Raw genomic sequence first — 25,769 nt, forward strand, 5'->3', positions numbered from 1 at the left:
GCGCGCATGGCTCCGCCGGTCGACGTCCACGGCACCGTCGATCCCCGGTTCGACGCGGTCCGCACCGCGTTCGCGCGGAACTTCGAGCGACACGGCGACGTCGGCGCCGCGTGCTGCGTCTGGGTGGGGGGCCGGCCCGTCGTCGACGTCTGCGGCGGGGTCGCGGACACCACCGACGGACGACCGTGGGAGCACGACACGCCGTGCGTCGTGTTCTCGACGACGAAGGGTGTCACCGCGATCGCGGTCAACCTGCTCGTGCAGCGGGGCGTCCTCGACCTCGACGCGTCCGTCGCGACGTACTGGCCGGAGTTCGCGGCCAACGGGAAGGGTGGGATCCCGCTGCGGTGGCTGCTGTCGCACCGCGCCGGGCTCGCGCACGTCACCGCGGATCTGACGCTCGACGACGTGCTCGCGTGGGACCCGGTCGTCGACGCGATCGCCGCGCAAGAACCCGTCTGGGAGCCGGGGACGGCACACGGCTACCACGTGCGTTCGTACGGTTGGCTGCTGGGCGAGGTCGTCCGGCGCGTGACGGGCATGTCGATCGGCGCGTTCGTCGCGCGCGAGCTCGCGGCGCCGCTGCACCTCGATCTCTGGATCGGTCTTCCGGAGACCGTCGAGGCGCGCATCGCGCGTCTCCTGCCGCCGCTGGAGCTCCAGGACGAGCACGCGCGCGAGCTGTTCGAGGCGTTCATGAAGGACGATCCGCTGCGGGCCGGTGCGATGGGCGGCCCGTCGAATCTGTTCCGCTACGACGACATGTGGAACACACGCGCGTTGCACGCGGCCGAGATGCCGTCGTCGAACGGCGTCGCGACCGCACCCGCGCTCGCCAAGCTGTACGCGGCGTGCATCGGTGACGTCGGCGGCGTCCGGATCCTCGACGGCGACACGGTCGCGCGCGCGTCGCGGGTGGAGTCGGACGGCGAGGACGTGATCCTCGGCATCCCGACCCGGTTCGGGCTGGGGTTCTCGCTCCCGCCGATGCTGTCGCCCGCGGCTGGTCCCGGCGCGTTCGGGCATCCGGGCGCGGGAGGATCGCTCGCGTTCGCGGATCCCGACAACGAGCTCGCGTTCGCGTACGTCATGAACCAGATGCAGCTCGGTCTGACCGGTGACCGACGCACGGAGACGCTCGTCGCCGCCGTCTACGACGCGCTCGCCTGATGGACCTGACGCTCGAGCGCGCGCGGCAGCTGTTCGACCGGCGCCGTGACGCGTGGCTCGCGCAGGACGTCGACGCGTACCTGGACCTCTTCGCGCCGGACCTCGAGATCACGATGCCGGGCCGGGCCGAGCCCGTGCGCGGAATCGAGCCGTACGCCGAGATCGTCCGCCGGTCGTTCGCATGGGCGGTACCCGAGGCGTTCACGTTCCACGAGCTCGCCGTCGCCGGCGACGCCGTCCTCGCCGAGTGGACGATCTCCGTCCGCCGTCGCGACGACGGCGCCCGCTTCGAGTGGCACGGCATGAGCATCGCCCGCATCGACGGCGATGGCCGGATCGCGCGGTGGCGTGAATACTGGGATCCCCGCGAGGTTCGCGAGCCGGTGGAGGTTCCCCATGTCGGAACGTGATCTGCTGCAGCTCACCGAGGCGTTCGGGAAGGCGTGGAACGACCACGATCTCGACGCCGCCCTTGCACTGGTCACCGACGACTGCGTGTTCGAGAGCACCGGCCCGTCACCGGACGGCGTCCGTCACGAAGGACGTGATGCGGTGAGGAGCGCGTGGAAGGCGATCTTCGACGACGTGCGCGCGCGCTTCGACACCGAGGACTGCTTCGTGGCGGGCGACCGCATCGTGCAGACCTGGCGATACGACTGGGGCGACGGCCACGTTCGCGGTGTGGACGTGATGCGCGCGCGTGACGGGCGCATCTCCGAGAAGCTCTCGTACGTCAAGGGCTGACGCGTCGTGCGCGTCGCGGCGATCCAGCACGACATCGTGTGGGAGGACCGCGACGCGAACTACGGACGGCTCGCGCCGATGATCGCCGCGGCCGCATCGGCCGGCGCGCGACTGGTCGCGCTGACGGAGATGTTCGCGACGGGCTTCTCGATGGACGCGTCGCGCATCGCGGAGCCGCGCGACGGGCCGAGCTCTCGGTTCCTCCGCGAGCAGGCGCGCGTGAACGACGTCTACGTGTGCGGTTCGATCGCCGAATGTGTACCGGGCGTCGACCGCCCGTACAACACGTTCGTGCTCGCGGGCCCGGACGGCGTGGTGCTCCGCTACGACAAGATCCACCCGTTCACGTACTCGGGGGAGCACGAGCACTACTCGGCGGGCTCCGCGCGCGTCACGGTCGCGGTCGAGGGCGTCGCGCTCAGCCCGTTCGTCTGCTACGACCTCCGGTTCGCCGACGAGCTGTGGGACCTCGCGGCGCGCACCGATCTCTACGTCGTGGTCGCGAACTGGCCCGAGAGCCGCCGGCTGCACTGGCAGGTGCTGCTGCGTGCACGCGCGATCGAGAACCAGGCGTACGTCCTCGGCGTGAACCGGGTCGGGACCGGCGGGCGGCTCACCTACGCGGGTGACTCGTGTGTGATCGACCCGCTCGGCGAGGTGCTGGCGTTCGCGGCCGGCGGTGAGACGCTCGTCCTCGCGGACGTCGATCCCGAGATCGTCCGCGCGACACGCGAGCGGTTCCCGTTCCTCGCCGACCGCCGGACCGGCGAAGACCGTCCCGTAAGCTGAGATCCCCCAGCTCGGAGGTTCCGTCATGGCCGAGGCCTACATCGTCGACGCGGTCCGCACGCCGGTCGGGCGGCGCGGCGGCGGGCTGTCGCAGGTCCATCCGGCCGACCTCGGTGCGCACCCGATCACCGCGCTGGTCGACCGCACGGGCATCGATCCGGCCGCGGTCGAGGACGTCATCTTCGGCAACGTCGACTCGATCGGCCCCCAGGCCGGCTGCATCGCGCGTACGTGCTGGCTCACGGCCGGGATGCCGGAAGCCGTGCCTGGCACGACGATCGACCGGCAGTGCGGATCGTCGCAGCAGGCCGTGCACTTCGCCGCGCAGGCCGTCATGAGCGGGACGAACGATCTCGTCGTCGCGGGCGGCGTGCAGAACATGAGCGCGATCCCGATCACCGCCGCGATGCTGGCCGGCCAGCAGTACGGGTTCCCGGATCCGTTCACCACGTCGAAGGGCTGGCTGAAGCGCTACGGCGACCAGGAGATCTCGCAGTTCCGCGGCGCGGAGATGATCGCGGAGCGGTGGGACATCTCACGCGAGGACATGGAGCGCTTCGCGCTGGAGAGTCACCAACGCGCGATCCGCGCGATCGACGAGGGTCGCTTCGACCGTGAGATCGTCCCGCTCGAGGGTGTCGCGGCCGACGAGGGACCGCGGCGCGACACGTCATTGGAGAAGATGGCCAAGCTCCCGACGCTCGTCGACGGCGGCCGCCTGACCGCGGCGGTGTCGAGCCAGATCTCCGACGCCGGCGTCGCCATGCTCGTCGCGTCGGAGCGGGCGGTGAAGACGCACGGCTTGACGCCCCGGGCGCGCGTCCACCACATCAGCGTGCGTGGCGACGACCCCGTCATCATGCTCACCGGCCCGATCCCGGCCACGCGCTACGCGCTCGACAGGACCGGGCTGACGCCCGACGACATCGACCTCGTCGAGATCAACGAGGCGTTCGCGTCCGTCGTGCTCGCGTGGCAGAAGGAGACGGGGTTCGACCTCGCCAAGGTCAACGTCAACGGTGGCGCAATCGCGCTCGGTCACCCGTTGGGCGCGACCGGCGCACGCCTGATGACGACGCTCCTCAACGAGCTCGAGCGCACCGGCGGGCGTTACGGCCTGCAGACGATGTGCGAGGGCGGTGGCATGGCGAACGTCACGATCATCGAGCGCCTCTGAATGCTCGTCATCGGTGTGGCCGGCCTCGCGGTCGCCGTCGTCGCGCTCGTCACCGCGTCCGTGGCCGTACGGTCACGCCGACGGCTCGCGGCCCGGGTCGAGGCCGTCGCACGCCAGCAGGCCCAGCTCGGCACGCATCTCGCTCGCCTGAACGACCGGCTGCTCGATCTCGAGGAAGGACGCCGCAGCGAGAGCGGCGCGGAGCGTGAACGCGCGCGTGTCCGTGTCGAGCTCGCGCGTACCGCTTCGGGGACGCACGAGGTCGCGCTCGTGAACGAAGGCCCGGCGATCGCGCACGACGTCATGGTCGAGCACGCGAACGGGGACCCGCTCGCATGGGAGCCGCTCCCGGTGCGCAGCCTCCTTGCCGGCGCGCGATTCGGGTTCGCGGTCGACGGGCACCTCGACGGGCCGCTCGACTGCGTCCTGCGCTGGCACGACGGCGGCGGCGCGCACCGCGTCCCGGTCCGCCTCGCCGCGACGTGACGTCGCCGCGCGCGCGTCTCGGGGTCTCTGACGGTCGATCAGATAGGGTCGGCGGGTCATGTCGGGGACGCCGTTCGACCTGGACGACACGGACGCCGAGGCCGCCTTCCGCGCCGAGGCGCGCGCCTGGCTCGAGGTCAACAAGCCGCACGCTCCGTTGCCCTCGGGCAACACCGCCGAGGGGTTCGTGGTCAACCGCGACTGGGAGCGGCGACTGTTCGACGGCGGCTGGGCCGTCGTGTCGTGGCCGCGCGAGTACGGCGGACGCGACGCAACCCTCTTCGAGTGGCTGATCTTCGAGGAGGAGTACTACCGGGCCGGTCTGCCGCAACGCGTCGCGCAGAACGGCATCTTCCTGCTCGCGCCGACGGTGTTCGAGTTCGGCACGAAGGAGCAGCGCGACCGGATCCTGCCGCGCATGGCGGCCGTCGAGGACGTGTGGGCTCAGGGATGGTCGGAGCCGAACGCGGGGAGCGACCTCGCGGGCATCGCCAGCCGTGCGGTGCGCGACGAGGCGGCACACGGGTGGCGGTTGAGCGGTCAGAAGACCTGGACGTCGCGCGGCGCCTTCTGCACGCACCTGTTCGGACTGTTCCGCAGCGATCCCGAAGCGGAACGCCACCGCGGGCTCACGTACTTCCTCGTACCGCTCGACGCACCGGGCGTCACCGTCCGGCCCGTCGACGTGCTCGACGGTGACGCCGCGTTCGCGGAGGTGTTCCTCGACGACGTCTTCGTCCCCGACGACGACGTGCTGGGGGAGGTGCACAAGGGCTGGAACGTCGCGATGGCGACGACGGGCTCGGAGCGCGGGCTGAGCCTGCGCAGTCCCGGGCGGTTCAGCGCCGAGGCTCGCCGCCTGGTCTCGCTGTACCGGGAGCTCGGCGACCACGGTGACGCGACGCTGCGCGACGCGGTGATCGGGGCGTGGATGGACGCCGAGGCGTACCGGCTCAACACGCTGCAGACCGTCACGCGGCTCGCCGACGGCGGTGCGATCGGTCCCGAGTCGAGCCTCAACAAGGTCTTCTGGTCGGAGATGGACATCGACCTGCACGAGACCGCGCTGCGACTCCTGGAGCGCGACGGCGAGCGCGCGGACACCGCGTGGATGAAGGGGTTCCTGTTCTCCCTCGCCGGGCCGATCTACGCGGGCACGAACGAGATCCAGCGCAACGTCATCGCCGAGCGCGTCCTCGGCCTCCCGCGGAAGTAGCGCGATGCGCTTCGCGTTCACCGAGGACCAGCTCGCGTTCCGCGACACCGTGCGCGACTTCCTCACCGCCGAGTGCCCGCCGTCCTTCGTGCGGTCGCAGGCGACGGCACGCGACGACGGATGGCGCGCGCTGTGGTCCAAGCTCGCGGAGATGGGCGTCGTCGGCCTCACCGCGGCCGAGTCGTCCGGCGGCCTCGGGCTCGGGCCGCTCGACCTCGTGCTGATCCTGGAGGAGACCGGCCGTGCCGCGATGCCGGGACCGGTCGTCGAGACGACCTCCGTCGCGCTCCCGGTGCTGCAGGGTGGCTCGCTCGTCGAACGGGCGGCGGCGGGCGACGCGGTCATCGCGGTGGCGCTCGACGGCGGGCACGATGTCGCATTCGGCGCCGACGCCGACGCGCTGCTCGTCCGCGACGGTGACCGCTTGGGCCTCGTCGACGCTCGTTCCCTCCGTGCTGTCGACGTCGAGTCGGTCGACGGGCTGCGCCGCCTGGCCGACGTCGAGTGGGACACCGACGCCGTCACGGAGATCGGGGGCGCGGACGCGCTTGCGGCGGTCCGCGATCGTGGTGCGAGCGCCGCGGCCGCGCAGCTGTGCGGGGTCGCCGCGCGGCTGCTCGACTTCGCGGTCGAGTACGCCAAGGAGCGGCACCAGTTCGGCGTGCCGATCGGCTCGTTCCAGGCCGTCAAGCACCACTGCGCGAACGCCGCGCTGAAGCTCGAGTACGCCCGGCCGGTCGTCTACCGCGCCGCGTACTCGTTGCACCACGGCGACCGGGACCGGTCGGTCCACGCGTCGATGGCGAAGGCGTACGCGTCGGACGCCGCTCGCCTCGCGTCGCGCGTCGCGCTCCAGGTGCACGGCGCGATCGGCTACACGGCCGAGCACGACCTCCAGCTGTGGATGAAGCGGGCGTGGTCGTTGAGCGTCGCGTGGGGTGACGCCGCTGCACACCGGGCGATGGTCGCGGACGCGGTGCTCGGTGCACGCTCCTGAGCCCGAGCCGCGTCAGGTGTGCACCCAGACGGGCATGCCGACGTACGCGTTCGCGTACACCGCGTCCATCGTGCCGACCGGGACGCGCACGCATCCGTGACTGGCCGGGTAGCTCGGGACGGAGCCGAACCCGTGCACCCCGTAGTTCCCGTGGAACCACAGCGGTGAGTAGACGCTCCCGTTGTCCGTGTGCACCCACCCCGACTGCTTCGAGTAGACGGTGAAGCGACCGAGCACGGTCGGCGTGCTCGGCTTGCCCGTCGACACGTGCGTCCCGACGACGAGCCTGCCGTTGCGCCACACCGTCATCGTCTGGGTCGACACGTTGACGTCGATGAGGTCGCCGTTGCCGTTGGCCGCCGACGGGTTCGGTCCACACGCGCCGAGCACGAGCAGCGCGAGGGCCGCGACCAGCGCGACCGCGACGCGCCGCACCACCTTCTCCTGCCGCATGCCCGCCCATCGGCCTCTCGACCGACGACGTGAGGGTTTCGCGTCAGGGCGTCCAGCCGCCGTCGGGACGGCGGGTCCAGCCCGACGCCGCCTTCGTCCCGCCGTCGACGTGGATCGTCGTGCCGGTCACGAACCGGGACAGGTTCGACGCGAGGAACACCACGACACCTGCGCAGTCGTCCGGCTCGCCCAGGCCGAGTGGGACCTTCGCGCCATACGACTCGGGGGACGCGTCGCCGTGCGCGGCCTCACCCAGCGACCGGTCGCCCGGCGTCGGGATCGCGTCGGGTGCGACCGTGTTGACCCGGATACCCTGCGGTGACAGCTCCAACGCGAGCGTCTGGGTCAGGGACTCGACCGCCGCCTTCATCGCCGCGTAGATGCCGAACCCGGGCGCGGCGCGGAACGCCTCGATCGACGTGACGTTCACGATCGACCCGCCGGCGGGCATCAGCGGGACGCACGGCCGCACGAAGTTCGTCACCGACGTGAAGTTCTCGTCGACCAGCGCGCGCTGGCCCTTCGCGCTCACGTCCATCACGGGTGCATGGAACCCGCCGCCGGCGTTGTTCACGAGGACGTCGACGTGCCCGAAGCGCGCACCAACGTCGCGCACGAACGCCTCGCTCGCGTCGACGTCGCGCACGTCGAGGACGGCCTCGATGGCCTCACGACCGAGCGCGCGCACGTCCTTCGCGGTGGCCGCGAGCCCGTCGGCCTGACGGTCGCAGACCGCGACGTCGGCGCCGAAGCGCGCCAGCGCGAGCGCGGTGGCCTCGCCGATCCCCTGCGCGGCGCCCGTGACGAGGGCGACCTTGCCGTCGAGCGAGACGGCCGACGGGTCGATCACGCGACGCCCGTCACCGCGCGTCGAGCGACAGCATCCGGATCGCGTTGCCGCGCATGATCTTGTAGACCGTCGCGTCGTCGAGGCCGGCCATCAGCTCCTTGGCGACCTGCTTCGTGTCCGGCCACGTCGAGTCGGTGTGCGGGTAGTCGGTCTCGAACGTGATGTTGTCGACGCCGACACGCTCGATCGACTCGACGCCGTGACGATCTCGGAAGAAGCAGCCGAACACCTGCCGGTAGTAGTAGGTCGACGGCGGCTCGGGGACGATGTCGCGCACGCCGCCCCACGCGCGGTGCTCGCGCCACACGTCGTCGGCGCGCTCGAGCACGTACGGCAGCCACCCGATCTGGCCTTCCGAGTACGCGAGCTTCAGCTGGGGGAACCGCACGAGCACGCCGGAGAACAGGAAGTCGGACAGTGACGCCATCGCGTTGTTGAAGCTCAGCGTCGCGGCCACCGCGGGCGGCGCGTCGCCGGACGTGGCCGGCATCCTCGACGACGAGCCGATGTGCATGCACACGACCGTCGCCGTGTCCTGGCACGCCTGGAAGAACGGGTCCCAGTAGCCGGAATGGATGCTGGGCAGGCCGAGGTGGGGAGGGATCTCGCTGAAGCAGACCGCGTGCGCGCCGCGAGCCGCGTTGCGTCGCACCTCGTCGGCCGCGAGCTGCGCGTCCCACAGCGGGACCAGGCAGAGCGGGATCAGGCGGCCGGCGCTGTCGCCGCACCACTCCTCGACCATCCAGTCGTTGTACGCGACGACGCACGCGTGCGCGAGCTCGCGGTCCTTCGCCTCGAGGAACGTCTGCCCGCAGAAGCGCGGGAACGTCGGGAATGAGAGTGACGCGTCGACCCAGTTCATCTCCATGTCGTCGATCCGCGCCTTGGGGTCGTAGCAGCCCGGCCGCATCTCGTCGTAGGTGATGGGCGACATCGTCATGTCGTCGCGGTCGAAGCCGACCGCGGCGACGTGACGCTTGTTGATGTAGACCAGTTCCTCGTAGACCCAGCAGTCGGCCTTGGGTCCATCGGGGTCGAACGTCTGGCGGTACGTGCCGCCGCCGATGTGCTCCATCGACCCGATGCCGCGCCGCTCGACCTTCGGCCCCCGGTCCCGGAGCCGCGCGGGAAGCCACGTCTCCCACAGGTGGGCCGGCTCGACGACGTGGTCGTCGACGCTGATGATGCGGGGCAGCTCCCCGCTGCGCGTCTCGGTGGCGGTCATCGCGAAGCCTCCGCAGCAGGGCACCCGGGCGGACGCGTCGGGGCACGAGCCGGATCTGACGTTGCGTCAGCAACGATACACGGGCCTCTCCGGCGAGGCCCGGGGGCTCTCGGTCCCCGGGACCGCGGGTCAGATCAGGCCGAGGCCGGCCATCGCCTCCGCGACGGTGAGGAACCCGGCGATGTTCGCCCCGTTCACGTAGTTGCCCGGCGTGCCGTACTCGTCGGCCGTCTCGTAGCAGAGCGTGTGGATGTCGCGCATGATCCCCGCGAGCCGCTGCTCCGTGTGCTCGAACGTCCAGTTGTCGCGCGACGCGTTCTGCTGCATCTCGAGCGCAGACGTCGCGACGCCGCCCGCGTTCGCGGCCTTGGCCGGCCCGAGCGCGACGCCGGCATCGTGGAACGTCCGCACGCCGTCCTCGGTCGTCGGCATGTTCGCCCCTTCGGCGACGACGGTGCAGCCGCTGCGCACGAGCACCTGCGCGTCCGTTCCCGTGATCTCGTTCTGCGTCGCGCACGGGAGCGCGACGTCGCACGGCACCGTCCAGATGCTCCCGGCCGGTGTGAAGCGCGCGCGCGAGCGGTGCTTCACGTACTGGTCGATGCGCGAGCGGTCGACCTCCTTGATCTGCTTGAGCAGGTCGACGTCGAGCCCGTCCTCGTCGACGACGAAGCCGCTCGAGTCGGAGCACGCGACGACGCGCGCGCCCAGCTGCATCGCCTTCTCGATCGCGTAGATCGCGACGTTGCCCGAGCCGGAGACGACGCACGTTCGCCCGTCGAGCGTCTCACCGCGCGTCCGCAGCATCTCCTCGACGAAGAACACGAGCCCGTAGCCCGTCGCCTCGGTGCGGACGTGCGAGCCGCCGTAGGGGATCGCCTTGCCGGTGAGCACGCCCGCCTCGTAGCGGTTGGTGATGCGCTTGTACTGCCCGAACAGGTAGCCGATCTCGCGCTGGCCGACGCCGATGTCGCCGGCCGGCACGTCGGTGTACTCGCCGAGATGGCGATACAGCTCGGTCATGAAGCTCTGGCAGAACCGCATGACCTCGTCGTCGGAGCGTCCCTTCGGGTCGAAGTCGGATCCGCCCTTCCCGCCGCCGATCGGGAGCCCGGTGAGCGCGTTCTTGAACGTCTGCTCGAACCCGAGGAACTTCACGATCCCCAGGTTCACCGTCGGATGGAACCGGAGCCCGCCCTTGTACGGGCCGAGCGCGCTGTTGGCCTCGACGCGGAAGCCCCGGTTGATGTGGACCTCGCCGTGGTCGTCCTGCCACGGCACGCGGAAGATGATCTGGCGCTCGGGCTCGCAGATCCGCTCGACGAGCTTCATCCGCGTCAGCTCGGGGTGCTTCGACAGCACCGGCCCGATCGACCCCAGCACCTCACGGACGGCCTGGTGGAACTCCAGCTCACCGGGGTTCCGCCGGACGACCGTCTCGTAGATGGACTGCACCTTGTCGTCGAGCACGGGTGCCCCTTCTCTCGCGCCGCGATACGCCGTGCGGCCAACGTTGACACGTGGACGGCTCGTCCGTAGCCTCGTTCTGCCACGCGATCAGTCGTTCGCCATGTCGAACAACGCCGGTCGTCCGAGCTCGGAGGGGTGCCGTGAAGCTCGACCTGCTCTACGAGATCGACGTGCCCAAGCCGTGGGCCGGTCCCCATCCCTACGGGCAGCGGGAGGCGGAGCAGCGGGCCTACCGCGAGGCGTTCGAGCAGATCCGCCTGGCCGACACGCTCGGCTTCCACACCACCTGGCACGTCGAGCACCACTTCCGCGAGGGCCGGTCGCACTCGCCCGCGCCCGAGGTGATCATCGGCGCCCTCTCCCAGTGCACCGAGAACCTGCGCCTCGGCTTCGGCGTGACCCTCATGCCCCACGCCTTCACCCCGCCGATGCGCGTCGCCGAGAAGGTCGCGACTGCCGACATCCTCAGCGGGGGACGCGTCGAGTGGGGGACCGGCCGGTCGACGCCCATGGAGCAGATCGCGTTCGGGGTGCCGCGCGAAGAGAGCCGCGCGCAGTGGCAGGAGGCGATCGAGGCCGTCGTGCGCATGTGGGAGGAGGAGTACTTCGAGTTCCACGGCACGTACCTCGACTTCCCCCGCCGCATGGTGACGCCCAAGCCCGTGCAGGACCCGCACCCGCCGTGCTGGATGGCGGCGACCAGCGAGGGCAGCTCCGCCGTCGCGGGTGAGCTCGGCCTCGGGCTGCTCTCGTTCGCGATCCTCCAGCCGATCCAGAAGATGGGACAGCACATCGCGCAGTACCGCGCGGCGGCCGCGAACCCGACGCCGCTGACCCGCGTCGTGAACGATCGCGTCGCGGCGTACACGCTCGTGCACTGCGCCGAGTCCCTCGCCGAGTGCGAGCGCAACGGAATCTGGGACTCGGTGTGGTGGTGGTACAAGAACCTCGCCGAGTTCACGCTCGAGTGGGAGCTCCCGAACCTGTCGCAGGAGGAGCGCGACGCGACGTTCCCGTTGCTCAAGCGCCAGATCGAGGGGAACTTCGACGTCCGCGAGTTCCACGAGGCCGACATGATCATCGTCGGTGATCCCGACCAGTGCCTGGAGAAGATGCTGCGCTACGAGGAGCTCGGCGTCGACCAGCTGATCTGCTACGTGCAGTTCGGGCACCTGTCGCACGAGTCGATCATGCGGACGATCGAGCTGCTCGGCACCGAGATCGTCCCGAAGCTCGCGGCGCGCGACGTCGACATGTCGGTCTCGGTCACCACGAGCTGACCGTCCGCATGTTGCGCCCCGAGCAGCCGGATCCGTTCGTCCGCGGCTGCGCGTTCCAGGACACCGACGACGTGTGGTACCCGCGCGCGGACCCGTTGGACGCGGCGCGGCTGCCCGTCGACACGTGGACGAGCGCGCAGCTGCCCGTCACCGTGCGGCTGGAGATGATCGGCGACGCCGAGGCCGTCGAGGTCGCGTACACGACGGAGACGGACGACCTCGGCTACCGCGGTCCCGGCGCGGGCACGACGTTCGCGCTGTGGCGGGGTGGCGTCTGCGTCGACGAGCAGCCCGCGGTGCTCGGCGAGGGTCGGGTGCGACTCGCGATGGGCGAGCACTCGCCCGACACGCCGGCGACCGTCTACCTCCCGGAGGGCATGAAGCCGCGGATCATGTCGGTCGGAGCGGTGGGCGGCTCGATCGACCGCGCACCACGCGGGCCGCGGTGGCTCGCGTACGGCGACTCCATCGCGGAGGGCTGGGTCGCGTCCGGGCCGGCGCGGGCGTGGCCGGCGATCGTGGGCCGTGAGCGCGGCATCGACGTCGTGAACCTCGGCTACGCGGGCGCGGCACGCGGCGAGATGGCGACCGCCGAGCAGATCTCGCGCATCCCGGCCGAGGTCATCTCGATCGGTCACGGCACGAACTGCTGGACGCGCACCCCGCACAGCGACGCGCAGATGCTCGCGAACACGGAGGCGTTCCTCGACGTCGTCCGGCAAGGCCATCCCGACACGCCGATCGTCGTCATGACGCCGGTGCTCCGCCCGGACGCCGAGCGCGTGCCGAACCGGTTCGGTACCGATCTGCGCGACATCCGTGCAGCGATCACGGCGGTCGTGCGTGAGCGCATCGACGAGTACGAGGACGACCGGGTGTGGCTCGTCGACGGGCTCCCGCTGCTGCGTCCCGAGCACCTTCGCGACGGCATCCACCCGGGCGACGAGGGCCACGAGATCCTCGCTCGCGTGTTCGGCGACGCGGTCGTCGAGGCGCTCGGCCCGGGCTACGCGGTCACGTAGTGGGCCGGATGGCACCGTCCGCGGCGCGGACCGTCGCGCTGCTCGACTTCCTCGCGTCGCACCCGACGGAGCGCTTCGGCGTGTCCGAGCTCGCGCGCCGTCTCGACGCGAGCAAGGCGACGCTGCACGCGCTCGTCGCCACCTTGACGGACGCCGGATACCTGCTGCGCCACCCCGTCGACAAGACGTACTCGCTCGGCCCGGCGCTCGTCGCGGTCGGGAACGCGGCCGCGTCGCGCCAGATCGACGTCGTCGACCACGCGCGCGGCGAGATGCGCCGACTCGCGGACGAGCTCGACGTGCTGTGCGTCGCGAGCGCGGCGATCGGTGACGAGATCGTGATCCTCGGGCGCGAGGGGGATCTCGGCCCGCTCGCACCCGACGTGCGCGTCGGTCACCGGCTCCCGCTCGTCCCGCCGCTCGGCACCGTGTTCATGGCGTGGTCGTCCGACGCCGAGATCGAGGCGTGGTTGCAGCGGACCGGTCCGAGCGCGCCCGCGGATCGCATCGCCCGGTTCCGCAGCGCGGTCGCAGCGGTGCGCGACCGCGGGTACTCGCTCGCGCTGGAGGCCGACGCGCGCATCCAGATCGGCCGCGCGCTCGGTGCCCGCGATCCGGGCGCGGACGCCTCCCGCCTCGCCCGTCTCGTCGAGGAGCTCGGTCACGAGGAGTACGTGCTGGCCGAGCTCGAGCACGCGTCGTCGTACCGGCTCAGCATGATCGCGGCACCGGTGTTCGGCGCGGACGGCTCCGTCGTGCTCGCGCTGACGTTGTTCGGCTTCCGCGCGTCGCTGGACCCGGTCGAGATCCGCGTGCTCGCCGACCGGCTCGTCGAGGCGACCCGCATCGTGACGAAGTCCGTGCACGGTCGGCCAAACTGACCGTCGCGAGGTGCGGGCCACGTGAAGTGCGGGCCGCGTGAGGAGGAGACGCGTGAGGAGGACGACGTGAAGGATCCGCGTGAGGCGTTCGACCTGAGCGGTCGTGTCGCGATCGTCACCGGCGCCGGGAGCGGCATCGGGCGCGCCAGCGCACGAATGCTCGCCGCCGTCGGCGCGACCGTCGTGTGCGCCGACGTCGCGGGCAACGCCGCGAAGGACACCGCGACGTCGATCACGACGGAAGGCGGCAACGCGACGTCGGCCGAGGTCGACGTCGCGCAGAGCGAGCAGGTCGACGCGCTCGTCGACGGCACGGTGCGCGAGCACGGGCGGCTCGACGTCATGTGCAACATCGCCGGCATCATGCACAACAGCCTCGTCGTCGACACCGACAACGCCGATCTCGACCGCGTTCTCGCCGTCAACCTGAAGGGCGTGTTCTACGGATGCCGCGCGGCGGCGCGCGTCATGACCGCGCGGGGCATTGGGAGCATCGTGAACATGGCGTCCGGCGCGATCGACACGCCGGCGCCGACGATCGTCTGCTACGCGATGGCGAAGGCCGGTGTCGCGCAGCTGACGAAGACCCTGGCGACGGAGGTGGGCCCGCAAGGGGTGCGCGTGAACGCCGTCGCGCCGGGGTGGATCGTCACGGGCATGACCGGGCGGCACTTCACGAACCCGGACGGCACGATCGACCAGGACCGCTTCGACGCGGTGTCCGCGCCGATGCGCAACGCCGCACCGCTGGGGCGCGTCGGCGAGCCCGACGACATCGCGTACGCGGTGCTGTACCTCGCGTCCGACGCCGCGAGCTTCGTGACCGGCCAGATCGTCCGCCCGAACGGCGGGCTCTCGATCCCGTAGGCCGGCGATGTTCGTCAAGGTGCTCGTGGACGCGTCACCGCCGCAGGTGACGCTCGAGGAACCCGCCGATTGCACGCGCTTCCACGTCGCCGCGGTCGCGGGTGCGGACGACACGGCTCGGCTCGACCGCGCGCTGCGCGACGCGTCCGTGGGCCGGGTCGACGGCGACGACGACGCGCGTGTCGACGTCGATGCCGTGCGGCGCATGGCGGACGGCCGTGTCGGCCCGGGCTGGGACGGCGACTTCGACAGGATGCGCGCGTACGCGCGCGACAAGGGCTGGCTCGACGACGCCGGCGCCACGATCGCCGCGCACGTCGAGTGGGTGTCGAACGGCTGACGTGAACCTCGACCTGTCGGACGACCAGCGCGAGCTCCGGGCCACCGTCGCGTCATTGTTCGCGAAGGAGTCGTCGCCGGAGCGCGTCCGGGCCGCCGAGCCACTCGGGTTCGACGACGCGCTGTGGCAGCACGTCCGCGCGATCGGCGTGCCGAGCATGGCGACGACCGCGGGCGGCGCGACACTCGTCGACCTCGGGGTCGTGTGCTCCGAAGCCGGCCGCGCGCTCGCGTCGGCCCCGGTCGTCGAGTCGTTGGTCGGCGTCCGGCTGCTCGACCGTCTCGGCGCGTGCCCGGACGACGTCGCGAGCGGCGAGACGATCGTGACCGTCGCCCCCATCCCGGCCCGCGACGGCCGGTTCGCGCTCGTCCCCGCGGGCGCGGTCGCGGGCGTCGTCGTCGGGCTCGGCGGCGACGAGCTCGTGGCCGCGCGCGACGACGCGCCCGGGGCGTCACCCGCGAACCTCGGCTCGTCACCCCTCGCCGACCGCACGAGGACGGGGGATGTCACCGTCGTCGCGCGCGGTGACGCCGCGCGCGCCGCGTACGCCGCGGCACTCGACGACTGGAGGGTCCTGCTCGCGAACGGGCTCGTGGGAGCCGGGCGCGCCGCGCTGCGGCTCGGCGTGGAGTACGCGTCGACGCGCGTGCAGTTCGGCGCGCCGATCGGCTCGTTCCAGGCCGTCCAGCAGCAGCTGGCCGACGTCGCGACCGCGCTCGACGGTGCCGAGCTCCTCGCGCTCGAAGCAGCATGGGCGTGCGACGCCGATCCCGCTCGCTTCCCGCTCCTGGCCGCCATGGCCTTCTCGTTCGCGGCGCAGACCGCGCACGACGCGGCCGGCGCGAGCCTCCACTTCCACGGCGGCTACGGGTTCATGCTCGAGTACGACGTGCAGCTGTACTTCCGTCGCGTCACCGCGTGGGCGCTCGCACTGGGCGGTGTCCAGGCGGCGACGCGACGCGTCGGTGACGTGCTCGCGATGAATGCGCCGACCGTCGCGAGCGTGGAGCCGTCGGCAACGGGCGGTCTCGACTTCCGGCTCGGCGAGCGTGCCGAGGCGTTCCGCGCCGAGGTCCGCGCCTTCTTCGCCGAGCACCTCACGGACGACGTCGTCGCGCGCGTGCACGAGACGGGCACGGTGCACGACTGGGGGCTGCACCGTGCGCTGGCGGAACGCGGATGGCTGGCTGCCTCCTGGCCGCGCGAGCTGGGCGGGCAGGAGCGCGACCCGTTCGAGATGGTCGCGTTCGACGAGGAGGTCGCCCGGGCGGGCGCGCCGATGGACGGCTGGGGGACGACCGAGCTCGTCGCACGCACGTTGTCGATCGTCGGCAGCGACGAGCAGAAGCAACGGATCATCGCGCCGGCGCTGCGCGGCGAGATCCTCGTGTGCCTCGGCTACTCGGAGCCCGATGCCGGCTCGGACGTCGCGTCCGTGGTCACGCGTGCCGTCCGTGACGGTGACGAGTGGGTCGTGAACGGCCAGAAGATGTTCACGACGATGGCTCACGAGTCCGACTACGTCTTCCTGCTGACGCGGACCAATCCCGACGTGCCGAAGCATCGTGGGCTCACGATGTTCCTGGTGCCGCTCGACGCGGCGGGCGTCGAGATCGCGCCCGTGCGGACGCTCGGCGGCGAACGGACGAACATCACGTTCTACAACGACGTGCGCGTTCCCGACTCCGCACGCGTCGGCGAGGTCGACGGCGGCTGGGACGTCATGACCGTCGCCCTCGCGTTCGAGCGGAACCCGACCGCGAACGGCGAGGAGGGTCGCCTCCTCCGGCGGATGCTCCGCTGGGCGCGTGAAACCGGCGCGTTCAACGACGTGACCATGCGGGACGTCCTCGCGCGCGTCGCGACCGAGACCGAGGTCGGTCGCCTGCTCGCGTACCGGATGGCGTGGGTGTCCGCGCGCGGCGAGCTCCCGATCGTCGAAGGCTCCGAGGCGAAGCTGTTCGGGAGCGAGTCGTTCCGGCGCGCGAGCGCCGACCTGCTCGCGCTGCTCGGCCCCTCGGGCGTGCTGCAGCGCGGCGAGGCCGGCGCGCCCGTCGACGGGTGGGCCGAGCACGCGTTCCGGCACGCGGTGGTGACGACGATCTACGCGGGGTCGAGCGAGATCCAGCGCTCGATCATCGCCGAGCGCGGCCTCGGCCTCCCTCGTTCGCGGTGAGTGACTGCCAACCGCCGACGTGACGAGCTGTTGGCGCAGGAGCGGCGAGCGTCCCGAAGGGCGGCGGCGGGTATCCCGCCGCCGAGCGAGTGCGACCAGACGGCATCCGCTACTCGGAGAGTAGCGGTGCGACCTCGGTGCCGAAGGCGTCCATCTGGTCCAGCAGCTCGTCGAGGGAGCGGTTGCGGAACCGGACCTGGACGTGATCGACGCCCATGGCCCCGAACTCGCGGAGGCTGTCGGCGATCGCGGCCGGCTTGCCGTGCAAGGTGTGCGCGCCGACGTCCCAGGTCGGCTCGCCGACGTAGAGGATCTCGGTGATCGCGCCGATGTCGATCGCGTCCTCGCGGCCCGCACGCGCGCGCTCGTCGCGCAGGTACGCGATCGCTGCCGGCATGTCCGCACGCGGCGTGCCCTGCGGGAGCCAACCGTCGCCACGCCGCGCGGCGCGCCGCAACGCGGGCTTCGACGAGCCGCCGACCCAGATCGGGATCCGCGCGCGCGGCCGCGGTGCCATCCCGGCGTCGTGGACGTGGAAGCTCTCCGTGTCGACGGACGGGTACTCGTCGTCGAACGCGGCGCGGATGACGTCGATCGCCTCGTCGGTGATGCGACCGCGCGCCTTGAAGTCGACGCCGAGCAGGTCGAACTCGCCTTCGACGTGACCGGTCCCGACGCCGAAGATCACGCGCCCGCCGGTCAGCTCGTCGAGCGTCATGAACGACTTCGCGGTCACGAGCGGATGCCGGTACGCGGCGACGAAGACGTGCGACAGCAGGTGCACACGCTCGGTGACGGCGCCGAGGTACCCGAGCGTCGCGACGGTGTCGTACCACGTCGTGCCCATGCGCTCGTCGAACGGCTTCGGGATCGCGACGTGGTCGCACACCGCGATGTAGAAGAAGCCCGTCTCCTCCGCCTTGCGTGCGATGGCGACGAGCGCGTCGCGGCCGGCGTCCGCCTCCCACGGCTCCGCGTACATGCGGCTCTGCGACTGCACCTGCAGCTGCATGCCGTAGGCGAGCTGCCCGGCGGGGACGATCGACGTCATCGGAGCGCTCCTCCTACTGGGCGACCGCGCCGGCGTCCACGGGCAGCGCGACCCCGTTCACGAACGACGCCGCGTCGCTGCACAGCCAGACGGCCGCCTCGGCCATCTCCTCGGGCGTGGCCATGCGACCGAGCGGCGACGCGGCCGTCATCATCCGCTCGACGTTCGCGTCCCCGCCGATGTAGCCCTCGATCATCGGGGTGCGGGTCGTGCCCGGGCAGATCGCGTTGACGCGCACGCCCTGCCGGACGAGCTCGAGCGCGGCGGACTTCGTGAGCCCGATCACGCCGTGCTTGCTCGCGACGTACGCGGGGAGCGCCGCGAAGCCGACGAGCCCCGCGCCGGACGACGTGTTGACGATCGCGCCGCCTCCGATCTCGAGCATGCGCGGGATCTCGTGCTTCATGCACAGCCAGACGCCGGTGAGGTTCAGCGCGATCGTCCGGTTCCACTGCTCCTCGGTGCAGTCGACGACACCCGCCGCCGTCCCGCTCATGCCCGCGTTGTTGTGCGCGAAATCCAAGCGCCCGAACGAGTCGATCGCGGTCGCGACCATCGCGGCGACGCTGTCCGCGCTCGTGACGTCGGTGTGCACGAAGCGCGCGTCGGTGCCGGCGTCCTTCACGAGCGCGACGGTCTCCTGCGCGGCGTCGTCGTTGACGTCCGCGACGACCACGCGTGCACCGCGTCGCGCGAACGCGACCGCCGACGCCCGCCCGATGCCGGTCGCGGCACCCGTCACGATCGCGACGCGGCCGTCCATGTCGTCCACGCGAGTCCCCTCCCACGGCGAGAGTCTCGGGACCGTATCGCGCCTGACGGAGCCGCCGCTGACGGTCCATCAGAAACAGGACTAGCCTCTGCTCCATGCGCGAGTTCCCGAAGATCATCTCCGTCGACGACCACGTCGTGGAGCCGCCCAACGTCTGGCAGGACCGGCTGCCGGCGAAGTACCGCGACGTCGGTCCGCGCGTGCTGCGCGCGCCGGTCAAGGAGATGACGTTCGTCGGCGGGAAGCTGACCGTCGTCCCGGGCGAGCCCAGTGACGCGGGCGAGCCCGTCGACTGGTGGTTCTACGAGGACCTCCGGCGTCCGCTCATGCGTCTCGACGCCGCCGTGGGTCATGACCGCGACGACATCACCGTCGAGGGGACCACGTACGAGTGGATGCGGCCGGGCTCGTACCAGGTGAAGCCGCGCCTCGAGGACATGGACACGAACTGGATCGAGGCGTCGCTGTGCTTCCCGACGTTCCCGCGCTTCTGCGGCCAGACCTTCCTCGAGGCCAAGGACAAGGACCTCGCGAAGCTCTGCGTCGAGGCCTACAACGACTGGATGGTCGACGAGTGGTGCGGCGAATCGGGCGGTCGCCTGATCCCGCTCGTGATCATCCCGCTCTGGGACGCCCAGCTCGCCGCCGACGAGGTGCGTCGCAACGCGGCGCGAGGCGTGCACGCGGTGTGCTTCAGCGAGATCCCGCCGTTCCTCGGCCTGCCGTCGGTCCACCAGCCCGACAACTACTGGGATCCGTTCTTCGCGGCGTGCGCGGAGACGGCCACCGTGATCTGCATGCACATCGGGTCGTCGTCGAAGATGCCGTCGACGTCCGCGGACGCGCCACCGGCGGTCGGCTCGACGCTCACGTTCGCGAACGCGTGCTACTCGCTCGTCGACTGGCTGATGTGCGGTGCCTTCAACCGGTTCCCGAACCTGAAGATCGCATACTCCGAGGGCCAGATCGGCTGGATCCCCTACGTGCTCGAGCGCGCCGACGTGGTGTGGCAGGAGAACCGCGCGTGGGGTGGCGTCGCGGAGAAGGTGCTCGAGCCGCCCAGCCAGCTGTTCCGCGACCACGTGTACGGGTGCTTCTTCGACGACGCGCACGGGCTCCGCTCGATCGAGGAGATCGGCGTCGGCAACGTGACGTACGAGAGCGACTACCCGCACTCCGACTCGACGTGGCCGCGCACGCGTGAGATCGCCGAGGCGCAGACGAAGGGTCTCGACGACGACGTGATCGTGAAGATCATGCGGACCAACGCGATCGAGATGCTGAGCCTCGACATCCCCGAATAACTGCCGGCACCACACCGCGGGCCGACCGTACGATCGCCCGCCGTGGGAGATCTCGGAGTCGACACGGCGGTCCGCGGGGGTGACGGCGTCTACGAGGCGACGCTGTCGCGCGAATGGGAGATCTGGGGTCCCATGGGCGGTTATGTCGTCGCGACCGCGCTGCGCGCGGCGGGCGCGCACACGCGCTTCGACCGCCCGGCCAGCGTCGTCGCGCACTATCTCGGCGTCGCCGCGTTCGGTCCGGTCACGCTGACGACGACGACGCTGCGCGCTGCGAAGAAGGCCGAGTCGGTTCGGGTCTCCGTCACGCAGGGCGATCGTGCCGTGGTCGAGGCGCTCGTGTGGGCGGTCGCCGACGACCTGCCCGCGTTGACCCACGACGTCACGCCGATGCCCGGCGACGCCGGCGCGCCCCTCGACCACCCCACCGTCGAGGAACGCCTCGCCGCGGCCGGGCGCGACGGCGACGACACGTACCCCTTCTGGCGCAACTTCGAGTCGCGGCCACTCGCGTGGGTCGACGACTGGGAGGCGCGCGAGCCCGGAGCGCCGGAGTGGCAGACGTGGCTGCGCTTCCTGCCCGACCCCGACACCGGCGACCCGTGGATCGACGCCGCGCGCCTCGCGATCCTCCTCGACGTCGGTTCCTGGCCCGCGGTCGTGCGCCGCCACGTCGACCCCGGCGGCCTCTACGCGCCGAGCATCGACCTCGCGTGCCACTTCCACCGCTTCCGGCCGCGCTCCGCGTACCTGTTCGCGCAGGGAACGTCGCCGAGCGGTGCGGACGGGCTCGTCACGAGCCACCAATCCGTGTGGGCGGACGACGGGACGTTCCTCGCGTCCGGGATCAGCCAGCTGCTGTGTCGCCCGGTCAGCTCCGCATGAACGCGCGCATGTAGCCGAGCCGCGCGAGGCGCTCGGGCGGACCGTCGAGCACGTCGGCGAGCTCGGCGTCGCGTCCCGAGAGCGAGTCGACGACGGGCGCGAGCTCACCGCGCAGCGCATCGTCGCCGGTATCCGCGGTCGTCGTCGTGCACGTCTCGGTGGCCGCGTCGAGCCGGAAGCCGCCGCCACCCACCCCGTCGAGGACGAACGTCTCGGTCGCCGTCGCCCCCGCCGTGCCGAGCGGCAGGCCGGCGAGCGTGATGCCGTAGAGCGCGGCGAGCGTGTTCTCGTTCGCGGTCGCGTCCTGCGCGCAGCCGAGCGGCAGCGCGACGTCGCGCTCGTGCAGCCAGCTGTCCCAGAAGACGTGGAGCGCGAACGTCGTCCAGTGGATCGGCCCGTACGGGCCGGGCAAGGCGCGGTCGGAGTCGGCGAGCGCGAGGTCGTCGAACGCCGCGAGCTCGGACTCGGTCGACGCGACCAGCGCGTCCGCGGTCTCCGCGGTCGTGAGCCCGGCCGTCTCCTCGAGCCAACGGCCTGGCGTCGTGCGCGGGTCGAACTCCGTGTCGCCGGTCGGCTCACCGCGCGCGATCCTCGCGATCCGGTCGGTCGGGTCGACGAGGTGCCGGACGACCTCGTGCACGGTCCAGCTCGCGCACCGGCTCTGCGCGCGCCACTCGTCGTCCGAGAAGCTCCGGCACAAGCGGACGAGGCGCGCCCGTTGCGTCGCGAACGCCTCGATCACGGGAGCCGCGCCCGCCGAGACGCCGGCTCGCGTGCACACGCCGAGCGGAGGCTCGCTCATCGCGTCACGACCACAGCGCGTCGCGCAGGGCGGCGTGCGCGTCGGCGGTGGCCTGCTTCGCGCCGTCGAGGAACGCGACCATCGAGAAGAACCCGTGGAACACGCCGTCGTACCTGCGGACGTCGAACGGGACGCCGGCCTCCGCGAGCTTCCTGCCGTACGCCTCGCCCTCGTCACGCAGCGGGTCGAACTCCGCCGTGATCACCATCCCCGGCGGGAGCCCGCGCGCGTCCTCGACGCGCAGCGGCGACGCGTATGGGTTCGCGCCGTCGCGCTCGTCGGCCAGGTACTGGCGCCAGTACCACTCCATCGACGCTCGGTGGAGGAAGTAGCCGTCCGCGTTCTCGCGGTACGAGTCGGTGTCGAACGAGTGGTTGGTCACCGGGTAGACGAGGAGCTGGAACGTGATGGCAGGCCCGCCACGGTCGCGGGCCATGAGCGCGACGACGGCGGCGAGGTTGCCACCCGCGCTGTCGCCCGCGACCGCGAGACGCGAGGGCTCGACGCCGAGCTCGTCCGCGTGCGCGGCGACCCAGCTGGTGACCTCGTACGCGTCCTCCGCCGCGGCCGGGAACTTGTGCTCCGGCGCCAAGCGGTAGTCGACCGACACGACCACGGCGTTGACGCCGTTCGCGAGCGCGCGACACGTGCCGTCGTGGGTGTCGAGGTCGCAGATGACCCACCCACCGCCGTGGAAGTACACGACGACCGGCAGCGGATCGCCGCCCTCCACGGGCCGGTAGACGCGCACGGGCACGTCGCCGTCCGGACCGGGGATCGTCCGGTCGTACACGACCGCGACCGCCTCCGGCTCCTCGACCGCCGGCGGCATCTCCTTCGCCATGGCGCGCGCCTCGGCCGCCTCCATGTTCTCGACGCACGGGAACACCTGCTCCATCGCGTCGATGAGCGTGCGTGCGACCGGATCGAGCGGCACCGTGACCTCCTTCTCGAGCGGGCGTCAGCGTAGGTCGTGACCGCGACGACGCGCGCGTCCCGTCCCGTGAAGCGTCATGCACACGATGTGTGTCTGACGCTTCACAGAATGCGGAGCGAGGCCCGCTGACGTCTCGCGGGGACGCCGCGTTACAGTGCGCTGACGGCCCATCAGATCCGGCGTCACGAGCGCCGATCTGCTCGCGCGCGGGAGGCATCCGATGACGTCGACGCTCACCGACAAGCAGTACCGGCTGCTCATCGGAGGCGAGTGGGTCGACGGGTCGGGCGGGACGTACGACGTCGTCAACCCCGCGACGGAAGAGGTCGTCGCGCCCGCGCCCGAGGCGACCGCCGCCGACGTCGCCGCCGCGGCCGCGGCCGCGAAGGAGGCGTTCCCGGCGTGGTCCCACACCGCGCCCGAGGAGCGCGCCCGGCTGCTCCAGGCGCTCGCGGACAAGCTCCGCGAGCGCACCTCCGACCTGCTGCCCCTCGTCATCGCGGAGACGGGCGCCACGCTGTCAGTCGGCTCGCAGCTGCAGGTCCCGCAGGCCGCCGCGCGCTTCGAGCGCTACGCACGCGGCGCGATCGAGAACATCGACGTCGGCTTCCAGCCGTCGGTCATGCCGGCCACCCCGCTCGCGCCGGGCGCGCTCATGAACGCGATGGCCGTCCGTCAGCCCGCGGGCGTCGTCGGCTGCATCACGTCGTACAATTTCCCGCTCGTCAACATGGCCGGCAAGGTCGCACCCGCGCTCGCGACGGGGAACACGATCGTGATGAAGCCGGCGCCGCAGGACCCGCTCGCGATCATCGAGTTCGCGCAGCTGTGCGAGGAGGTCGGCTTCCCGCAGGGCGTCGTCAACGTGGTGACGGGCTCGAAGCCCGAGGTCGGGTCCGCGCTCGTCGACAGCAAGGACGTCGACATGATCTCGTTCACCGGCAGCACGTCGGTGGGCGTCAGGATCTACGAGGCCGGCGCGAAGACGATGAAGCGCCTCCTCATGGAGCTCGGCGGCAAGGGCGCGTGCATCGTGTTCGACGACGCCGACCTCGACGCCGCCGTCACTGCGCTCGTCAGCGTGTGGGGCTTTCACTCCGGCCAGATCTGCACCGCACCGACGCGCGCGGTCGTGCAGCGCGGCGTCTACGACCAGCTCGTCGAGAAGCTCGCCGCCGCCGCGCCGCACCTGACGGTGGGCGACCCGACGAAGCAGGACACCGTCGTCGGGCCGCTGATCTCCGACGCGCAGCGCGCGCGGGTCGAGCGCTACATCGAGCTCGGCAAGGAGGAGGGCGGCGAGATCGTCGTGGACGGCACGCGTCCGTCGCACCTCGACCGCGGGTACTACGTCGGCCCGACGCTGATCGCCGGGTGCAGCAACGGCATGACCCCGGTGCGCGAGGAGATCTTCGGTCCCGTGATCGTGACCGTGCCCTTCGACGACGAGGAGGAGGGCATCGCGATCGCGAACGACAGCGACTTCGGGCTCTACGACTACGTGTACTCGAAGGACACGACGCGCGCGTTCCGTGTCGCGAAGGAGCTGCGTTGCGGCCACGTCGGCGTGAACACCGCGCAGCGCCACCACGAGGCGCCGTTCGGCGGGTTCAAGATGAGCGGCGTCGGGCGCGACGGCGGCGACTTCGGGCTCTACGCCTACACGGAGCTCCAGAGCATCATCTGGCCGTCGTGACGGCGTCGGTCCCTCGGTACGCGAGAAGGGGAGAGTGATGAAGGGCCTCGTCTACACCGGTCAGCGGGCCGAGCTGCGCGAGGGACTCGACGTGCGCGACCCGGGCCCGACCGAGGTCAAGGTGCAGATCGTCGCGGCGGGTCTGTGCCACAGCGACCTGAGCGTCATCAACGGCACGATCCCCTGGCCCGCGCCCGCGGTGCTCGGGCACGAGGGCGCGGGCATCGTCGCGTCGGTCGGTGACGCGGTCACGAACGTGGAGCCCGGCGACCACGTCGTCCTGCACACGCTCGCCTATTGCGGCACCTGCCGGTACTGCATCACCGGCAAGCCCGCGTACTGCCGACAGAGCATGGGCAACCGGACGCAGCCCTTCACGCTCGACGGCGAGCCCACGTGGAACTTCGCCGCTGCGTCGTTCTTCACCGAGTTCACGATCGTCGACGGCCGGCAGTGCGTGAAGATCCCCGACGACGTCCCGCTCGAGTCGGCCGCGCTCGTCGGGTGCGGCGTGCTGACGGGTGCCGGCGCGGTGTGGAACCGGGCCGACCTCAAGCGCGGCGACACCGCGGTTGTCTTCGGTGTCGGCGGCGTCGGCCTCAACGCCATCCAGGCCGCGCGGATCGCCGGCGCGAGCCGGATCATCGCCGTCGACACGCTCCCCGACAAGGAGAAGCTCGCGCGCGACTTCGGCGCGACCGACTTCGTGCTCGCGGGGCCGGACGTCGACAGCGTCGAGGCGGTGCACGCGCTGCTCCCGTTCCGCGACGACGAGGTTCGCGGTCCGTTCGGCGCCGGCGGTGCCGACTGGGTGTTCGACTGCGTCGGCGCTCCCGCGACGATCCGCCAGGGTCTCGACATGCTCGACTGGGGCGGCAACGTCGTCATCGTCGGCGTCCCCGCACCGACGGCCGAGTTCACCGCACCCGTCACGTACATGACCCACGTCGAGCGCGGCGTCATGGGATGCCGCGCCGGATCGCACCGCCCGCACCACGACGTCGCGCTCATCATCGACATGTACCGGCGCGGTGTGTTCAAGCTCGACGAGCTCGTCACCGCGCAGTACCCGATCGAGGACTGGGAGCACGCGGTCGAGGATCTCGAGGCTGGCAAGCTCGCGCGCGGCGTGCTCACGCTGCGTTGATGGTCGCGCTCGCAAGCTCGCCGCTCCGGCCG

26 protein-coding genes are annotated in these 25,769 nt (G+C 71.4%); 18 read left to right on the forward strand and 8 right to left on the reverse strand.

Features of this window, described 5'->3' with window-relative positions; all coding sequences use genetic code 11:
• Positions 1-6: 6 nt before the first annotated feature.
• From VFC33_15115 to VFC33_15150, 8 genes are read left to right on the forward strand one after another with little or no spacing between them, the layout of a single operon-like run.
• Positions 7-1,170, forward strand: a complete 1,164-nt coding sequence (locus tag VFC33_15115) for a serine hydrolase domain-containing protein (protein ID HZR14568.1) — start codon at positions 7-9, stop codon at positions 1,168-1,170.
• A complete protein-coding gene (locus tag VFC33_15120) occupies positions 1,170-1,580 on the forward strand; it encodes a nuclear transport factor 2 family protein (protein ID HZR14569.1) in 411 nt (136 codons plus the stop codon). Before VFC33_15115 ends, VFC33_15120 begins: the two co-directional genes overlap by 1 nt.
• On the forward strand, positions 1,567-1,914 hold the full coding sequence (locus tag VFC33_15125; protein ID HZR14570.1) for a nuclear transport factor 2 family protein: 348 nt from the start codon (positions 1,567-1,569) through the stop codon (positions 1,912-1,914). Before VFC33_15120 ends, VFC33_15125 begins: the two co-directional genes overlap by 14 nt.
• Before the next feature lie 6 nt (positions 1,915-1,920).
• The gene (locus tag VFC33_15130) at positions 1,921-2,703 is read left to right on the forward strand and encodes a carbon-nitrogen family hydrolase (protein ID HZR14571.1); all 783 of its coding nucleotides are present in this window, start codon (positions 1,921-1,923) and stop codon (positions 2,701-2,703) included.
• 25 nt (positions 2,704-2,728) lie between these two features.
• Positions 2,729-3,880 (forward strand): acetyl-CoA C-acetyltransferase, encoded by a 1,152-nt coding sequence (locus tag VFC33_15135; protein ID HZR14572.1) that lies wholly within the window; start codon positions 2,729-2,731, stop codon positions 3,878-3,880.
• On the forward strand, positions 3,881-4,366 hold the full coding sequence (locus VFC33_15140; GenBank protein ID HZR14573.1) for a hypothetical protein: 486 nt from the start codon (positions 3,881-3,883) through the stop codon (positions 4,364-4,366).
• A gap of 58 nt (positions 4,367-4,424) precedes the next feature.
• Positions 4,425-5,582: an acyl-CoA dehydrogenase family protein gene (locus tag VFC33_15145; GenBank protein ID HZR14574.1), complete on the forward strand. Its 1,158-nt coding sequence runs from the start codon at positions 4,425-4,427 to the stop codon at positions 5,580-5,582.
• 4 nt (positions 5,583-5,586) lie between these two features.
• The gene (locus VFC33_15150; GenBank protein ID HZR14575.1) at positions 5,587-6,579 is read left to right on the forward strand and encodes an acyl-CoA dehydrogenase family protein; all 993 of its coding nucleotides are present in this window, start codon (positions 5,587-5,589) and stop codon (positions 6,577-6,579) included.
• 12 nt (positions 6,580-6,591) lie between these two features.
• Here VFC33_15150 and VFC33_15155 read toward each other — a convergent pair whose 3' ends face one another.
• The 4 genes from VFC33_15155 to gdhA form a co-directional block, all read right to left on the reverse strand.
• On the reverse strand, positions 6,592-7,032 hold the full coding sequence (locus VFC33_15155; GenBank protein ID HZR14576.1) for a L,D-transpeptidase: 441 nt from the start codon (positions 7,030-7,032) through the stop codon (positions 6,592-6,594).
• Between the two features lie 43 nt (positions 7,033-7,075).
• Complete coding sequence (locus VFC33_15160) at positions 7,076-7,882, reverse strand: SDR family oxidoreductase (protein HZR14577.1); 807 nt, start codon at positions 7,880-7,882, stop codon at positions 7,076-7,078.
• A gap of 10 nt (positions 7,883-7,892) precedes the next feature.
• Positions 7,893-9,107: an amidohydrolase family protein gene (locus tag VFC33_15165; protein ID HZR14578.1), complete on the reverse strand. Its 1,215-nt coding sequence runs from the start codon at positions 9,105-9,107 to the stop codon at positions 7,893-7,895.
• 129 nt (positions 9,108-9,236) lie between these two features.
• Positions 9,237-10,577 carry an NADP-specific glutamate dehydrogenase gene (gdhA, locus tag VFC33_15170; GenBank protein HZR14579.1) on the reverse strand — a complete coding sequence of 447 codons (1,341 nt, stop codon included), beginning with the start codon at positions 10,575-10,577 and terminating at the stop codon, positions 9,237-9,239.
• Positions 10,578-10,717: 140 nt separating this feature from the next.
• Between gdhA and VFC33_15175 the strand changes: the two genes are divergently transcribed.
• The 6 genes from VFC33_15175 to VFC33_15200 are packed head-to-tail and all read left to right on the forward strand — an operon-like array spanning position 10,718 to position 17,143.
• Complete coding sequence (locus VFC33_15175) at positions 10,718-11,857, forward strand: LLM class flavin-dependent oxidoreductase (GenBank protein HZR14580.1); 1,140 nt, start codon at positions 10,718-10,720, stop codon at positions 11,855-11,857.
• Between the two features lie 8 nt (positions 11,858-11,865).
• A complete protein-coding gene (locus tag VFC33_15180; protein ID HZR14581.1) occupies positions 11,866-12,879 on the forward strand; it encodes a GDSL-type esterase/lipase family protein in 1,014 nt (337 codons plus the stop codon).
• A gap of 8 nt (positions 12,880-12,887) precedes the next feature.
• Complete coding sequence (locus tag VFC33_15185) at positions 12,888-13,760, forward strand: helix-turn-helix domain-containing protein (protein HZR14582.1); 873 nt, start codon at positions 12,888-12,890, stop codon at positions 13,758-13,760.
• Positions 13,761-13,781: 21 nt separating this feature from the next.
• A complete protein-coding gene (locus VFC33_15190; GenBank protein HZR14583.1) occupies positions 13,782-14,627 on the forward strand; it encodes an SDR family NAD(P)-dependent oxidoreductase in 846 nt (281 codons plus the stop codon).
• A 7-nt stretch (positions 14,628-14,634) separates the two neighbouring features.
• Positions 14,635-14,967, forward strand: a complete 333-nt coding sequence (locus tag VFC33_15195) for a hypothetical protein (protein HZR14584.1) — start codon at positions 14,635-14,637, stop codon at positions 14,965-14,967.
• A 1-nt stretch (position 14,968) separates the two neighbouring features.
• Entirely contained in the window at positions 14,969-17,143 is a 2,175-nt protein-coding gene (locus VFC33_15200) for an acyl-CoA dehydrogenase family protein (protein ID HZR14585.1), read from the forward strand.
• Positions 17,144-17,252: 109 nt separating this feature from the next.
• On the opposite strand, the gene VFC33_15205 is transcribed toward VFC33_15200, so the two are convergent.
• Together VFC33_15205 and VFC33_15210 are read right to left on the reverse strand one after the other, a co-directional pair.
• Complete coding sequence (locus VFC33_15205; protein HZR14586.1) at positions 17,253-18,194, reverse strand: TIGR03619 family F420-dependent LLM class oxidoreductase; 942 nt, start codon at positions 18,192-18,194, stop codon at positions 17,253-17,255.
• A gap of 13 nt (positions 18,195-18,207) precedes the next feature.
• Positions 18,208-18,957, reverse strand: coding sequence for a glucose 1-dehydrogenase (locus VFC33_15210; protein ID HZR14587.1), 750 nt, complete (start codon positions 18,955-18,957; stop codon positions 18,208-18,210).
• Between the two features lie 104 nt (positions 18,958-19,061).
• Between VFC33_15210 and VFC33_15215 the strand changes: the two genes are divergently transcribed.
• Positions 19,062-20,270: an amidohydrolase family protein gene (locus VFC33_15215; GenBank protein HZR14588.1), complete on the forward strand. Its 1,209-nt coding sequence runs from the start codon at positions 19,062-19,064 to the stop codon at positions 20,268-20,270.
• Positions 20,271-20,312: 42 nt separating this feature from the next.
• Positions 20,313-21,155 (forward strand): thioesterase family protein, encoded by an 843-nt coding sequence (locus tag VFC33_15220; protein ID HZR14589.1) that lies wholly within the window; start codon positions 20,313-20,315, stop codon positions 21,153-21,155.
• Here VFC33_15220 and VFC33_15225 read toward each other — a convergent pair.
• On the reverse strand, positions 21,142-21,957 hold the full coding sequence (locus VFC33_15225) for a maleylpyruvate isomerase N-terminal domain-containing protein (protein HZR14590.1): 816 nt from the start codon (positions 21,955-21,957) through the stop codon (positions 21,142-21,144). The two genes, VFC33_15220 and VFC33_15225, sit on opposite strands and share 14 nt — an antisense overlap.
• 4 nt (positions 21,958-21,961) lie before the next feature.
• Positions 21,962-22,855: an alpha/beta hydrolase gene (locus VFC33_15230; GenBank protein ID HZR14591.1), complete on the reverse strand. Its 894-nt coding sequence runs from the start codon at positions 22,853-22,855 to the stop codon at positions 21,962-21,964.
• 259 nt (positions 22,856-23,114) lie between these two features.
• Between VFC33_15230 and VFC33_15235 the strand changes: the two genes are divergently transcribed.
• Both VFC33_15235 and VFC33_15240 read left to right on the forward strand, forming a co-directional pair.
• On the forward strand, positions 23,115-24,590 hold the full coding sequence (locus tag VFC33_15235) for an aldehyde dehydrogenase family protein (protein ID HZR14592.1): 1,476 nt from the start codon (positions 23,115-23,117) through the stop codon (positions 24,588-24,590).
• A gap of 37 nt (positions 24,591-24,627) precedes the next feature.
• The gene (locus VFC33_15240; GenBank protein HZR14593.1) at positions 24,628-25,737 is read left to right on the forward strand and encodes a zinc-binding dehydrogenase; all 1,110 of its coding nucleotides are present in this window, start codon (positions 24,628-24,630) and stop codon (positions 25,735-25,737) included.
• Positions 25,738-25,769 lie beyond the last annotated feature (32 nt).

The organism is Acidimicrobiia bacterium (assembly GCA_035651955.1).
Taxonomy (GTDB): domain Bacteria; phylum Actinomycetota; class Acidimicrobiia; order IMCC26256; family JAMXLJ01; genus JAMXLJ01.

Excerpts from the sequence above, each read along its gene's own strand:
- VFC33_15135 (HZR14572.1), top strand. The coding sequence starts at position 2,729 with ATGGCCGAGGCCTACATCGTCGACGCGGTCCGCACGCCGGTCGGGCGG.
- VFC33_15215 (HZR14588.1), top strand. The coding sequence starts at position 19,062 with ATGCGCGAGTTCCCGAAGATCATCTCCGTCGACGACCACGTCGTGGAG.
- VFC33_15155 (HZR14576.1), bottom strand. The coding sequence starts at position 7,032 with ATGCGGCAGGAGAAGGTGGTGCGGCGCGTCGCGGTCGCGCTGGTCGCG.
- VFC33_15140 (HZR14573.1), top strand. The coding sequence starts at position 3,881 with ATGCTCGTCATCGGTGTGGCCGGCCTCGCGGTCGCCGTCGTCGCGCTC.
- VFC33_15225 (HZR14590.1), bottom strand. The coding sequence starts at position 21,957 with ATGAGCGAGCCTCCGCTCGGCGTGTGCACGCGAGCCGGCGTCTCGGCG.
- VFC33_15165 (HZR14578.1), bottom strand. The coding sequence starts at position 9,107 with ATGACCGCCACCGAGACGCGCAGCGGGGAGCTGCCCCGCATCATCAGC.
- VFC33_15120 (HZR14569.1), top strand. The coding sequence starts at position 1,170 with ATGGACCTGACGCTCGAGCGCGCGCGGCAGCTGTTCGACCGGCGCCGT.
- VFC33_15230 (HZR14591.1), bottom strand. The coding sequence starts at position 22,855 with ATGGAGCAGGTGTTCCCGTGCGTCGAGAACATGGAGGCGGCCGAGGCG.
- VFC33_15150 (HZR14575.1), top strand. The coding sequence starts at position 5,587 with ATGCGCTTCGCGTTCACCGAGGACCAGCTCGCGTTCCGCGACACCGTG.
- VFC33_15125 (HZR14570.1), top strand. The coding sequence starts at position 1,567 with ATGTCGGAACGTGATCTGCTGCAGCTCACCGAGGCGTTCGGGAAGGCG.
- VFC33_15180 (HZR14581.1), top strand. The coding sequence starts at position 11,866 with ATGTTGCGCCCCGAGCAGCCGGATCCGTTCGTCCGCGGCTGCGCGTTC.
- VFC33_15145 (HZR14574.1), top strand. The coding sequence starts at position 4,425 with ATGTCGGGGACGCCGTTCGACCTGGACGACACGGACGCCGAGGCCGCC.
- VFC33_15185 (HZR14582.1), top strand. The coding sequence starts at position 12,888 with ATGGCACCGTCCGCGGCGCGGACCGTCGCGCTGCTCGACTTCCTCGCG.
- VFC33_15210 (HZR14587.1), bottom strand. The coding sequence starts at position 18,957 with ATGGACGGCCGCGTCGCGATCGTGACGGGTGCCGCGACCGGCATCGGG.
- VFC33_15115 (HZR14568.1), top strand. The coding sequence starts at position 7 with ATGGCTCCGCCGGTCGACGTCCACGGCACCGTCGATCCCCGGTTCGAC.
- VFC33_15240 (HZR14593.1), top strand. The coding sequence starts at position 24,628 with ATGAAGGGCCTCGTCTACACCGGTCAGCGGGCCGAGCTGCGCGAGGGA.
- VFC33_15205 (HZR14586.1), bottom strand. The coding sequence starts at position 18,194 with ATGACGTCGATCGTCCCCGCCGGGCAGCTCGCCTACGGCATGCAGCTG.
- VFC33_15195 (HZR14584.1), top strand. The coding sequence starts at position 14,635 with ATGTTCGTCAAGGTGCTCGTGGACGCGTCACCGCCGCAGGTGACGCTC.
- VFC33_15235 (HZR14592.1), top strand. The coding sequence starts at position 23,115 with ATGACGTCGACGCTCACCGACAAGCAGTACCGGCTGCTCATCGGAGGC.